At 71.4% G+C, this 12,197-nt stretch carries 11 protein-coding genes and 1 pseudogene; 9 read left to right on the top strand and 3 right to left on the bottom strand.

The genetic code is table 11. The annotated features are described in order from the left end of the window. On the top strand, positions 1-935 hold a 935-nt coding region (locus C503_RS38835; protein ID WP_018682028.1), incomplete at its 5' end, for a tyrosine recombinase XerC. Next, positions 907-1,833, top strand: a complete 927-nt coding sequence (locus C503_RS0109815) for a FliA/WhiG family RNA polymerase sigma factor (RefSeq protein WP_033400452.1) — start codon at positions 907-909, stop codon at positions 1,831-1,833. The genes C503_RS38835 and C503_RS0109815, both read left to right, overlap by 29 nt. A 54-nt stretch (positions 1,834-1,887) precedes the next feature. On the opposite strand, the pseudogene C503_RS44435 reads toward C503_RS0109815, so the two are convergent. Further along, positions 1,888-2,499: pseudogene (locus C503_RS44435) on the bottom strand (M23 family metallopeptidase); the annotation flags it as partial. A 365-nt stretch (positions 2,500-2,864) separates the two neighbouring features. Here C503_RS44435 and rpsB point away from each other — a divergent pair. The 5 genes from rpsB to C503_RS0109790 all read left to right on the top strand — a co-directional run bounded on the left by rpsB (position 2,865) and on the right by C503_RS0109790 (position 6,950). Then, the gene (rpsB, locus tag C503_RS0109810; RefSeq protein ID WP_018682026.1) at positions 2,865-3,722 is read left to right on the top strand and encodes a 30S ribosomal protein S2; all 858 of its coding nucleotides are present in this window, start codon (positions 2,865-2,867) and stop codon (positions 3,720-3,722) included. Between the two features lie 77 nt (positions 3,723-3,799). Beyond that, the gene (gene tsf / locus C503_RS0109805) at positions 3,800-4,615 is read left to right on the top strand and encodes a translation elongation factor Ts (RefSeq protein WP_018682025.1); all 816 of its coding nucleotides are present in this window, start codon (positions 3,800-3,802) and stop codon (positions 4,613-4,615) included. A gap of 86 nt (positions 4,616-4,701) precedes the next feature. Next, the gene (gene pyrH / locus C503_RS0109800; RefSeq protein ID WP_026316134.1) at positions 4,702-5,427 is read left to right on the top strand and encodes a UMP kinase; all 726 of its coding nucleotides are present in this window, start codon (positions 4,702-4,704) and stop codon (positions 5,425-5,427) included. A 40-nt stretch (positions 5,428-5,467) separates the two neighbouring features. Further along, positions 5,468-6,025, top strand: coding sequence for a ribosome recycling factor (gene frr, locus C503_RS0109795; protein WP_018682023.1), 558 nt, complete (start codon positions 5,468-5,470; stop codon positions 6,023-6,025). Positions 6,026-6,113: 88 nt separating this feature from the next. Then, positions 6,114-6,950 (top strand): phosphatidate cytidylyltransferase, encoded by an 837-nt coding sequence (locus C503_RS0109790; RefSeq protein WP_018682022.1) that lies wholly within the window; start codon positions 6,114-6,116, stop codon positions 6,948-6,950. Here the strand turns inward: C503_RS0109790 and C503_RS0109785 are convergent. Beyond that, positions 6,947-7,795 carry a VOC family protein gene (locus tag C503_RS0109785; protein WP_018682021.1) on the bottom strand — a complete coding sequence of 283 codons (849 nt, stop codon included), beginning with the start codon at positions 7,793-7,795 and terminating at the stop codon, positions 6,947-6,949. The two genes, C503_RS0109790 and C503_RS0109785, sit on opposite strands and share 4 nt — an antisense overlap. Positions 7,796-7,916: 121 nt before the next feature. On the opposite strand from C503_RS0109785, the gene C503_RS0109780 reads away from it, so the two are divergent. Then, positions 7,917-8,666, top strand: coding sequence for a class I SAM-dependent methyltransferase (locus C503_RS0109780; RefSeq protein WP_018682020.1), 750 nt, complete (start codon positions 7,917-7,919; stop codon positions 8,664-8,666). Between the two features lie 196 nt (positions 8,667-8,862). Next, positions 8,863-10,263, top strand: coding sequence for a S8 family serine peptidase (locus C503_RS0109775; RefSeq protein WP_018682019.1), 1,401 nt, complete (start codon positions 8,863-8,865; stop codon positions 10,261-10,263). Between the two features lie 1,184 nt (positions 10,264-11,447). On the opposite strand, the gene C503_RS38830 is transcribed toward C503_RS0109775, so the two are convergent. Then, on the bottom strand, positions 11,448-12,161 hold the full coding sequence (locus tag C503_RS38830) for a PadR family transcriptional regulator (protein ID WP_245572441.1): 714 nt from the start codon (positions 12,159-12,161) through the stop codon (positions 11,448-11,450). Positions 12,162-12,197 lie beyond the last annotated feature (36 nt).

Below are 12,197 nucleotides of genomic sequence, written 5' to 3'. Positions count from 1 at the left end.
CGACCGGCGACACCGCGACCGGCGACACCGCGACCGGCGACACCGCGACCGGCGACACCGCGACCGGCGGCAGCGCGGGCGACGTACAGCTCGATGGCCCGTCCCGGAACGGCGACCGATCCCGACCCGCCGACGAAGACCCGCCCGAGCCGGGGGCCCTGGAGTCCGCCGGGCTCGACATCGCCGGGTTGCGGGCCTGGCTGGCCGTGTTGCGCGCGGGTGGCGCGGGGCGCACGACCATGGCGCGCCGGGCGGCGGGAGCGCGTGGGTTCACCGCCTGGGCGCACCGGCGGGGGTTCCTCGGCGGGGACCCGGGGGAGCGGCTGGTGGCGCCGCGACGGAACCGGGTGCTGCCGTCGGTGTTGCGGCAGGACCAGGCCGGGGACGTCATGCGGGCCTCGGCGGTCGGGGCCCGGGAGCGGGATCCGGTCGCGCTGCGTGACCACGCGGTGGTCGAGTTGCTGTACGCCACCGGTGTGCGAGTGTCGGAGCTGTGCGGACTCGACGTGACCGACGTCGACCTGCAGGCCCGGCTCGCGCGGGTGCTCGGCAAGGGCGGGCGGGAGCGCACGGTGCCCTTCGGGGCACCCGCCGGGGAAGCCGTCGCCGCCTGGCTGGACCAGGGCCGTCCGTCACTTGTCCGGGCCGATTCCCCGCCGGCACTGTTGCTGGGGAGTCGTGGCGGAAGGCTCCATCCGACCGCCGTACGGCGTATCGTCAACGACGCGGTGTCGGCCGTCCCGGGGACGCCCGGGTTGGGACCGCACGGCCTTCGTCACTCAGCGGCGACCCACCTGCTCGAAGGAGGTGCAGACCTTCGTAGCGTCCAGGAGTTACTCGGTCACGCTACGCTCTCAACGACGCAGCTTTACACCCACGTGACCGTCGAACGGCTTAAGGCGATCCATGACCGAACCCACCCCCGTTCCCGATGACCGCGGAACGGGTTCCCGGGCACCGGCGCGCCCCGCGCGGGCGCCCGTCGGGAACCAGGTGAACGGCCGCGCCGCCCCCTACGGCGACGGCGGCCCCTCGTCCGGTGTGCTGCCCGGCGACCACCGCACCGCCGACGACGTGGAGGCGGGCATCGTCGCCCTGTGGCGGCGCTTCGGCGAACGGCGCGAGCAGGACCTGCGCGACCGTCTCGTGCTGCACTACGCCCCGCTGGTCAAGTACGTCGCGGGCCGCGTCGGCACCGGCCTGCCCGCGCATGTCGACGTCTCCGACCTGATCCAGTCCGGCATCTTCGGCCTGGTCGACGCGATCGAGAAGTTCGAGCCGGAGCGCGGCCTCAAGTTCGAGACCTATGCCATGCAGCGCATCCGCGGCGCCATCCTGGACGACCTGCGCGCCCAGGACTGGGTCCCGCGCACCGTGCGCGGCCGGGCCCGTGAGGTCGAACGCGGCATCGAACGCCTCGGCGGCAGGCTGCAGCGCACCCCCACCGACGCCGAGCTGGCCACCGAGCTGGGCCTGTCCGTCGGCGAGCTGCGCGACGTGTACGCGCAGCTGCAGCTGACCAGCGTGGTCGCGCTGGACGAGCTGGCCGCCGCCGGGCGCGGCGTGAACTCGCTGGCCGACGTGCTGGAGGACGAGGCCGCCGACGACCCGGTGGCGCTGCTGGTCGACCAGGACAACCGCCGCCAGCTCGCGGAGGCGATCGGCCTGCTGGTGGAGCGCGACCGGGTGGTCGTCACCCTCTACTACTTCGAGAACCTCACCCTCGCCGAGATCGGCCGCGTCCTCGGCGTCACCGAGTCGCGGGTCTGCCAGCTGCACACCCGAGCGGTCCTGCGCCTGCGCGCGAAGCTCATGGAGACCGCCGACGTATAGGTCGGGCAGCAGCCGCACGTGCACCGGGCGGAACAGCACCAGCGGATCGAGGTAGTCCCGGTCCCGCCGCAGCCCCCAGTGCAGGCACGCCGGGGCACCGCCGCACCCCGGATGGCCCGCCACCAGCACGCCGATCCGGTCACCCCGCCGCACCCGGTCCCCCCGCGCCACCACCGGCCGCACCGGCTCGTAGGTCGTCCGCAGCCCCGACGCGTGCGCCACCGAGACGACCTCCCGGTCGACCACGGGACCCGCGAACGTCACCACCCCGTCCCCGGCCGCGTACACGGTCTCCCCGACCGCGCCGGGGAAGTCCACACCCCGGTGCCCCGGCCCGTACGGGTTCGCGGGCGCCACGAACGCCCGCACCGCCGCCCGCGGCGGCACCACCGGCCACCCGAACCCGGCGCCCGGCCCCGTGATCGGCCGCCCGACTGCCCCCGTGGACGGTCCTGTGGACGGGCTCGTGGGCACCTCGATGCCACCGCATGGCGTCGGTTCGCATGCCGGGTCGCCCGGTCCCTGGCCGGGTGCGGGCCCCACGTCCAGCAGGGCGGGCGAGTCGTGCACAGGTGTCGGGGGCGTCCCGGAGGCCGATGCGGGGATGCCTGCCCAGAGCCCGGCAGTGATCAACAACAGTGCGGATTTTCGCAGGTCAGGTGTCATGTCACGACCATGCCCCAGCGCGCACCGGCCGGGCGAGGGCGAGCGCGGGCCTGGGGATGGATCGGGCGGGTTGTGGACAACCTGCCCTCCGGTTCCGGGTTCGGCCGCGTCACGGCGTATGCTTTCCCCGCGTCCCGTGGTCACATGGGGCGACTTCGCGTGCCCGTGCGCGTCCGCGTTCCGGTGTCGACCTCGACACCCGCGCGGCGACCGGTGCCCGGCGGTCCCGAGGGTGAGTACCACCAGCGGGTCCGGGCGCCCGCACGGCACCAGGGCGGCGGGCCTCCGGTCCGCGGCGACAACCGCCACCGCGTGCCCGGCCTCACCCGCCCGGCGCGCCCGAACGAAGAGGTGCGAACCCGGCCATGGCCGTCGTCACCATGAAGCAGCTGTTGGACTCCGGCGTGCACTTCGGGCACCAGACCCGCCGCTGGAACCCGAAGATGAAGCGCTACATCCTCACCGACCGCAACGGCATCTACATCATCGACCTGCGGCAGACGCTCACCTACATCGACCGCGCGTTCGAGTTCGTGAAGGAGACCGTCGCGCACGGCGGCTCCATCCTGTTCGTCGGCACGAAGAAGCAGGCGCAGGAGGCCATCGCCAACGAGGCGCTGCGGGTCGGGATGCCGTTCGTCAACCAGCGCTGGCTGGGCGGCATGCTCACCAACTTCTCCACCGTGCACAAGCGTCTGCAGCGCCTCAAGGAGCTGGAGGCGATGGAGCAGACCGGTGGCTTCCAGGGTCTCACCAAGAAGGAGATCCTGATGCTCACCCGCGAGAAGGACAAGCTGGAGCGCACCCTCGGCGGTATCCGCGACATGGCGAAGGTGCCCTCCGCCATCTGGATCGTGGACACCAAGAAGGAGCACATCGCCGTCGGCGAGGCGCGCAAGCTGAACATCCCGATCGTGGCGATCCTGGACACCAACTGCGACCCGGACGAGGTCGACTACCCGATCCCGGGCAACGACGACGCGATCCGGTCCGCCGCGCTGCTGACCAAGGTCGTGGCCGAGGCGGCCGCCGCGGGCCTGATCGCCCGCTCCGGCGCCCGCAACGGCTCGGACAAGCCCGAGGTCGGCGCGAGCAACGAGCCGCTGGCCGAGTGGGAGCAGGACCTGCTGGCGGGCGCCGAGACCCCGGCCGCCCCGGCCGAGGCCGCAGCCGCTCCGGCCGAGACCCCGGCCGCTTCGGGCGAGACCCCGGCCGAGTCCTGACGAGCACCCCCGGCGGGCTCGCGCCCGCCGGGGACCCTTTTCCCACGCGCGTACCGAAGAAGGACGGAAAACGCACGATGTCGAACATCACCGCGGCCGACGTCAAGAAGCTCCGGGACCTCACCGGAGCGGGCATGATGGACTGCAAGAAGGCGCTGACCGAGACCGACGGCGACTTCGAGAAGGCCGTCGAGATCCTGCGCATCAAGGGTGCCAAGGACGTCGGCAAGCGGGCCGAGCGCGCCACCGCGCAGGGCCTGATCGCCGCCGACGGCGGGGTACTGGTCGAGCTCAACTGCGAGACCGACTTCGTCGCCAAGAACGACGAGTTCCAGCAGCTGGCCGACCGGGTCGTCGCGGCGGCCGCGGCGTCCGGCGCGGCCGACCTGGACGCGCTCAAGGCCGCCCCGCTGGACGGCGGTACGGTGGAGGAGGCCGTGCAGGCCCTCTCCGCCAAGATCGGCGAGAAGCTGGAGCTGCGTCGGGTCGTCAACTTCGGCGGCACCGTCAGCCTCTACCTGCACCGCCGCTCCTCCGACCTGCCGCCCGCCGTGGGCGTGCTGGTCGAGTACACCGGCGCGGGCGATGAGGCGGCCAAGCAGGCCGCGCAGCAGATCGCCGCGATGAAGCCGCGCTACGTCACCCGCGACCAGGTCCCGGCCGACATCGTGGCCAACGAGGAGCGCATCGCCGAGGAGACCGCGCGCGAGGAGGGCAAGCCGGAGGCGGCGCTGCCCAACATCGTCAAGGGTCGGGTGAACGGCTTCTACAAGGACGTCGTGCTGCTGGAGCAGTCCTCGGTGTTCGACTCGAAGAAGTCGGTGAAGGCCCTGCTGGACGAGGCAGGCGTGACCGTGACCCGGTTCGCCCGGTTCGAGGTCGGCCAGGCCTGACCCGCTCGGCACCCGCAGTGATTTAGGGTTGTGCCCCGTCCTCGGTTTCCCCGGGGGCGGGGCATAGTCACGAGGAGGGGTCGTACGTGACTCAGAACGGAAGTTTCCGCCGCGTGCTGCTCAAGCTCGGCGGCGAGATGTTCGGCGGCGGCGAGATCGGTGTCGACCCCGACGTGGTGCTCACGGTGGCCCGGCAGGTCGCGGACGTGGTCCGCTCGGGTGTGCAGACCTCGATCGTGATCGGCGGTGGCAACTTCTTCCGCGGCGCGGAGCTCAGCCAGCGCGGCATGGACCGGGACCGGGCGGACTACATGGCCATGCTCGGCACGGTCATGAACTGCCTGGCGTTGCAGGACTTCCTGGAGAAGGAGGGCATCGACACCCGGGTGCAGACCGCGATCACCATGGGCCAGGTGGCCGAGCCCTACATCCCGCGCCGCGCCGAGCGGCACCTGGAGAAGGGCCGCGTGGTGATCTTCGGCTGCGGGGTCGGCATGCCGTACTTCTCCACCGACACCGCGGCCGCCCAGCGCGCGCTGGAGATCGGCTGCGACGTGGTGCTGATGGCCAAGGCCGTCGACGGGGTCTACGACGCCGACCCGCGGCTCGACCCGGACGCCAAGATGTTCACCGACATCACCCACCGCGAGGTTCTGGAGCGCGACCTCAAGGTGGCCGACGCGACCGCGTTCAGCCTGTGCATGGACAACAACATGCCGATCATCGTGTTCAACCTCCTGACGGAGGGGAACATCGCCCGCGCCGTGCGTGGTGAGAGGATCGGCACGCTGGTCAGTACGCCAACCGCGTGACCTGGCGGCGCGCTCGCCGGGAGATGGACAAGGAGCACCCTTGATCGACGAGACACTCCTCGACGCCGAGGAGAAGATGGAAAAGGCGGTGTCGGTGGCCAAGGAGGACCTGGGCGCGGTCCGCACCGGCCGGGCGACCCCCTCGATGTTCTCCCGACTCAGCGTCGACTACTACGGGTCGATGACGCCGATCAACCAGATGGCCAGCATCAACGTGCCCGAGCCCCGGCTGGTGATCGTCAAGCCGTACGACGCCTCCGCGCTGAACTCGATCGAGAAGGTCATCCGGGAGTCCGACCTCGGGGTCAACCCGAGCAACGACGGCACGCTGATCCGGGTGGTCGTCCCGCAGCTGTCCGAGGAGCGGCGCCGGGAGATGGTGAAGGTCGCCAAGGCCAAGGGCGAGGACGCCCGGATCACCATCCGCAACATCCGCCGCAAGGCCAAGGAGACGCTGGACCGGCTGGTCAAGGACGGCGAGTCCGGCGAGGACGACGTGCTGCGCGCGGAGAAGGAGCTGCAGCACCTGACCGACAAGTACGTCCACCAGGTCGACGAGCTGGTCAAGCACAAGGAAGCCGAGCTGCTGGAGGTCTGACCTCCGGCCGGTCGACGAGCTGAGGAACGCGCACATGGTGGCGGGGCCCGTTGGGGAGCTGGATTATGAGTCTGCCGGGGATCCGCGGGTGACCGTCGGGGACGCGCCGAAGGTGTCCCGGGCCGGTCGCGACCTGCCCGCCGCGATCGGGGTGGGGGTCGGCCTCGGCGCGGTGCTGCTGCTGTCGCTGCTGACCGTGCGCCAGTCGTTCGTCGGGGTCGTCGCGGTGGCGGTCGCGGTGGCAGGCTGGGAGCTGGTCGGCGCGCTCAAGCGGGGCGCGGACATCGAGGTGGCCCGGTGGCCGGTGCTGCTCGGCGGGCAGGCGATGGTGTGGCTGTCCTGGCCGTTCGGCCGCGACGGGGTGCTCGCCGCGTTCGTGGTCACGATCCTGGCCTGCCTGCTCTGGCGGCTGCGCGGCGGTGTCGACGGGTACCTGCGGGACGCCACGGCGTCGATCTTCACCGCCGCCTACGTGCCGCTGTTCGCCTCGTTCGCGGCCATGCTGGTGCTGCCGGTGGACGGCACCGACCGGGTGCTGTGCTTCCTCATCCTGGTGGTCAGCTCGGACACCGGCGGCTATATCGCGGGTGTGCTGTTCGGCAAGCACCCGATGGCACCGACGATCAGCCCGAAGAAGTCCTGGGAGGGCTTCTGCGGCTCGCTGGTCGCCGGTGTCGTCGCGGGCGGCCTGACGGTGACGCTGATGCTGCACGGCCAGTGGTGGCAGGGCGTGCTGTTCGGCGCGGCGCTGGTCGCCACGGCCACGCTGGGCGACCTGGTCGAGTCGGTGATCAAGCGGGACCTGGGGATCAAGGACATGGGCACGCTGTTGCCCGGCCACGGCGGCCTGATGGACCGGATGGACTCGCTGCTGCCCTCGGCCGTCGTGTCCTGGCTGCTGCTCCGGCTGTTCATCCCCGCCTAATCGTCGTACGGGTCGTCGACCTCGGCGCCGATCTCCTCCTCCGGCACGACGGGCAGGCGGAGCGACCGGTCCAGCACGGTGAACACAGCCCCGGTCACGTCCTCCAGCACGGCGGCGCGGCCGTAGGGGGAGTCGAACGGCGCCACCGAGACCCGCCCGCCCAGCCGCACCGCGAGCGCGGCCGCCGCGTCGGCGCCGATCTCCGGGTCGACCTCGAAGAACACCATCCAGTGCGGCGGCTCGTCCGGCGCGAACTCCGGACCCATCGCCAGCCTGCCCAGCAGCTCGTCGCCGTTGAGCTTCCAGCTGGTGTAGTCGAACGCGGCGCCGTCGCCCATCTGCTCCTGCTCGAAGCCGAACAGCGCGCGGTAGAACTCGTCCGCGGCCGCGCCGTCCCAGGTGTTCAGCTCGGCCCAGGTGAACGCGCCGGGAAAGCCGGTGCCCAGGTCCCAGCCGCGGTCCTGGCGCCAGAAACCGATCGGGCCGCCGCTCGGGTCGGCGGCGATGAGCAGTCCGCCCTGTCCGGGGATCTCGCGCGGCGCGGTGAGGATCTGTCCGCCCAGTTGCAGCACGCGCTCGGTGGTGTTGCCCGTGTCGTGCACCGTCAGATAGAGCGTCCACAGGCTGGGTTGACCACCCTGCGGCGTATAGAGACCGGCGACGGACACATCGTCGCGGTAGGCCATGACGTATCCGTCGTCGCCCACTCGGTAGGTCCACCCGAACAGCCCCTGATAGAACTCGCGGCTGGCGACCGGGTCGTGGGTGGCGACCTCGACCCAGCACGGCCTGCCCGGGGTCCCCTCGGGGATCTCCTCGATGGCACTGATGGCGTCCGTCGGCATGCTTGACCTCCCGGTTGGACACTAACCCGCGCGGGCGAGGCCGTCAGCCGCCGGCAGTGGGTGATCTTCTCCGCGTTTGACCTCGCGGCACGCAGGGCAGGAGGTGTGCTTTCCTTGCCGAATGGGACTGGTGTCGAGGGCACGTGAGCGGCTCACGTCGTTGCGCGCTGCCCAGGTGCTGCCCAGTCCGAACATCTGGCAGTGGCCGGAGGTCTACGAGGCGGAGAACCGCGCCCAGGACGCCGACGGCGCGGTGTGGTCGCTGCTGTCCGGGCTGTGCGACTGGACCGGCGACGTCCTGGACGTCGGCTGTGGCGACGGTTTCCACCTGCCGCGCTTCGCCGAACGCGCGTCGACCGTGCTGGGCGTGGAACCCCATCCGCCGCTGGTGGAACGCGCCAACGCCCGGATCGCGGACCTGCCGGGCGTCGCGGCCCGGCTCGGTTCGGCGCAGGAACTGCCGGTTCCGGACGCCTCCTTCGACGTCGTGCACGCGCGCACCGCGTACTTCTTCGGCCCCGGCTGCGAACCCGGCCTACGCGAGGTCGACCGCGTCCTGCGCCCCGGCGGCACGCTGGTGATCGTCGACCTGGACGCCGCGCTCCCGCCCTACGGCGCCTGGATGCGCGCGGACCTGCCGGGCTACTCGGCCGCCGAGGTCGACCGCTTCTTCGAGATCAAGGGCTTCGACCGCCACCGCGTCACCACCTGCTGGCGGTTCCCCGACCGGGCGACGCTGGACGCCGTGCTGCGCATCGAGTTCTCCGCGCGCGTGGCCGACCACGCGACCGCGTCGGTGACCGGCCTGGAGTTCCCGGTCGGCTACCGGGTCCTGGTCCGGCGCAAGCCGCGCGGCCTCATCGTGCGTTGACTGGGAATTTCGCGCGATTGTCCTCAGTACCCGGTTCGCGAGATCTTCGGGCATCCCTGCACTCCGAGGAGAGCCGATGCGTCCCGTTGTTGTTGGTCTCGCCGCAGCCCTGTTAGCCCTGACCGGTTCCGTCACCGCTACAGCGGCCCAAGGACCGGTCATCCCGGCAGCCAAACCGATCCCAGGTTCCTACGTCGTGGTGCTCCAGGATTCCGTTGCCACAGCGGACATCCAGCGCACCGCCGCCACTCTCTCTCGTCGCTACGGCGGCACCGCACGCTCGTACTACCAGACGACGGTGCACGGCTACTCCGCGCGCGGGTTGTCCGACTACCAGGCCCGACGGTTGGCGACGGACTCGTCCGTGCGCGCTGTCTATCAGGACGGCACTGCCCGCGCTTCCGGTGTTTCATCGTCCGGCACAGTGGAGCCTGTCCCGTGGGGACTTGACCGGCTCGACCAACGCTCACTCCCGCTGGACAACCGCCCGTTCAACTCGCGCGGTGGCGCTGCCGCCACTGTGTACCTCGTCGACACCGGGATCTCTCGCAACCAGGCGGAGTTCGGCGATCGCGCGCGGGTCGGCGCGGACTTCGTCGGCGGGGATGGTTCGGACTGCCACGGACACGGGACCCAGGTCGCCGGAATCGTCGGCGGCGCCGCGCACGGGGTGGCCCGGGAGATCCGGCTGGTTGCCTTACGGGCCCTCGACTGCCGAGGCCAGGGCCCCGACTCGGCGGTCCTCGACGCTCTCGAATGGGTGAACCGCAACGGAACCCACCCGGGTGTCATCCTCCTGGGCCTGGCCATGGACCAGTCACCCCTGGCCGACCAGGCGGTGCGCAAGCTGGTCGATGCCGAATACCCGACCGTCATACCGGCGGGCGACAACGCCACCGATTCGTGTGGTGCAGGTCGGGTCGCGGAGTCCCTCACCATCGCCGCCACCGACCGCACGGACACCCGCCTCGCCACGTCGAACCGGGGCCCCTGTGTCACCTACTTCGCCCCAGGCGGAGAAATCCCCACGATCGGCCGCGACGGCCGGGAATCCCGCCTCTCCGGCACCGCCCCCGCTGCGGCCCACACCGCCGGAGTCGTGGCCGGCTACCTGGGCACCCACCCCTACGCGATGCCCGCCGACGTCCGCTCCGCCCTCGCCCGCGCGGCCGTCCCCGGCGCCGTGACCGACCCCGGCACGTCCACACCGAACTCCATGGTCAACGTCGCCTACCCCCTGGACCCCGAAGTCCCCACCTGCCGCGGCGGCGGCAACCCCGGCGGCAGGTCCATCCCGACCGACGGCACCCCCGCCACCAGCACGATCGCGGTGTCCGGCTGCCCACCCACCGGCGCCCCCGCCCACATCCGCGTCTACGTCGACCACCCTCGCGTGTCCGACCTCCGCCTCGAACTCGTCGACCCTGTCGGCCGGGTGTCACCCCTGCCTGGCGGTACCGGTTCCGGCCCGGTCCGCCTGATGTCGGCGGTGTCCCTGCCCGGTGGCGACCGCAACGGCATATGGACCTTGCGCGTTACGGATACGGGCACGGCGGGTCCCGGTCGCCTCGACCAATGGGTCCTCTCCTTCGAGTGATCCCCACATGACTACCCAAGCCCGGCGCCTGCCCCCTGGTGACCTCACACGCGCCGGACAGTCCCCCCACTCGCCGCGATCACCACGCGCTCTGGATCCACGCACGCATCCCACTCAGGCCCACACCGTCGACCAACTCGAACGCCCCCACACAAGACCTCACCGCCCCGATGATCACCCCCGCATCCCCGCCCTGAGCCCCATCCCGAGCCCCATCCCCGATGATCAACTCCGGGCGCCCGAGACACGCCCCTCCCACCCGGGGGCTGGCCCGCGCGTGAGCCTATCTGCCCAGGTCAGGGGCACGGAAGCCCTGCCTGGACCACTGTGGATAGATCGGAGGGGATGTGGATAACTCCGGACCGGTTATCCACATCCCGGCGAATCCATCCACAGCCGGAAACCGGGTCTTCCATGCCCCTGACCTGGGCAGATAGGCTCACGCGCGGGCCAGCCCCCGGGTGGGAGGGGCTCTGTGCGCGGGCCGATGATCTTGTGGCGGGTCGGCGGGGCAGGGGTGTCGTCGGACGTGTGCCTCGGTTGTCCGGTCGCGTAGGCCGTGATGGTGGGTTTGTCGGGCTCGTCGAACGGCGTGTGGTCTTGGCGTGGACAGGGTTATCCACATGTCCGCGAAACTGTCCACAGGTGGTCAACGAGGGGTTTCGACGCTCTGACCTGGGCGGATAGGCTCAGGCGTGGGCCAGCCCCCGGGTGGGAGGGGCGTGCCCCGGGCGGCTGGAGTTGATCATCGGGGTGGGTGGGCCCGGGTGGGTGTGGTGATCGTTCGGGCGGGCGGGGTGAGGTCTGCCGGGTGCGGGGTGGGTCGGCTGGAGCGAGGCGTGGGGGAGAGTTGTCCACATCCCCGCGGATCTGTCCACAGCGGCTCGGGCGCGGCTTTCGCGGTCTGGAGCCGGGTGGAAAAGTTCATGGGAGCGGGCGGTGTCGAGGCGGCTTCGGCGGGGTGTCCGATCGAGCTGTGTGAGCTGGGCGGACAGGTTCAGGGAGGGCTGTTCCCGAACGAGGGAGGAGGGCGGCGGATCATGGCGGCATTGCTGGATCTGCTGCCTGACAAGGGAATCCGGATGACAGCCATCGGGCGTGGGGTTGCTCACCAATAGGTGAGGACGAGAAAGGCCCCGCCGGCGCTCGGAAGCGTCAGGCGGGGCCGTGCCCCCGGGGTGGACCTACTCCGCGTCGTCCTCCGCGACGGGAGCGTCCTCGCCGAGGATGGCGTAGAGCTCGCGGCGGGCGTTGTTGAGGATGTCGGCCGCGCGGGCCTTCTGGGCCGGGCCCGCGGCGTGGCCGACCGTGTGCGCGGCGGCCATGAGCTGCATGACCGCGTCGCGCAGGGTGAGGTCGGTGCGGTCGACGCCCGCGGTGGCCTGTTCCCACGGCGGGGTCTCGTCGAGGCGGGCCGCGGCGGCGGTGCCGTCCTCGGTGAGCTCGAACAGGCGCTTGCCGCTCTCGCCCTCGACGCCCTGGATGAGGCCCTCGTCGGCGAGGAGCTGGAGGGTCGGGTAGACCGAGCCGGGGCTGGGCTTCCAGAAGCCGCCGCTGCGTTCGGCGATCTCCTGGATCATCTCGTAGCCGTGCATGGGGCGTTCGGTGAGCAGCGCGAGCAGAGCGGCGCGCACGTCACCACGGCGCTGCCTACCCGGGCCGCGACCCCGGCCGCGCCCACGTCCCCGGCCGAACGGGCCGCCCGCGAACGGCGGGCCGCCGAACGGGGGCCCAGGGGGGAAGGGCGGCCGTGGCGGGAAGGGCGGGGTCATCTCATCCTCCGGGTCGAAGTCCGCGTCGAAGCCGGGGAAGTCCGGCCTGCCGCGGAAGTGCTCTCGCGGGTGGTGGTGGCCGTGTCGACGCCAGGGCCCGCGTGGGTGGTCGTGGTGGGTACGCATTGTTCTCTCCCCTGTTTGTGGCTGTCCTGTGCAGCT

It is taken from the genome of Actinokineospora enzanensis DSM 44649, assembly GCF_000374445.1.
In the GTDB taxonomy this organism is placed as follows: domain Bacteria; phylum Actinomycetota; class Actinomycetes; order Mycobacteriales; family Pseudonocardiaceae; genus Actinokineospora; species Actinokineospora enzanensis.
This window is presented reverse-complemented; position numbering and strand designations above follow the sequence as displayed.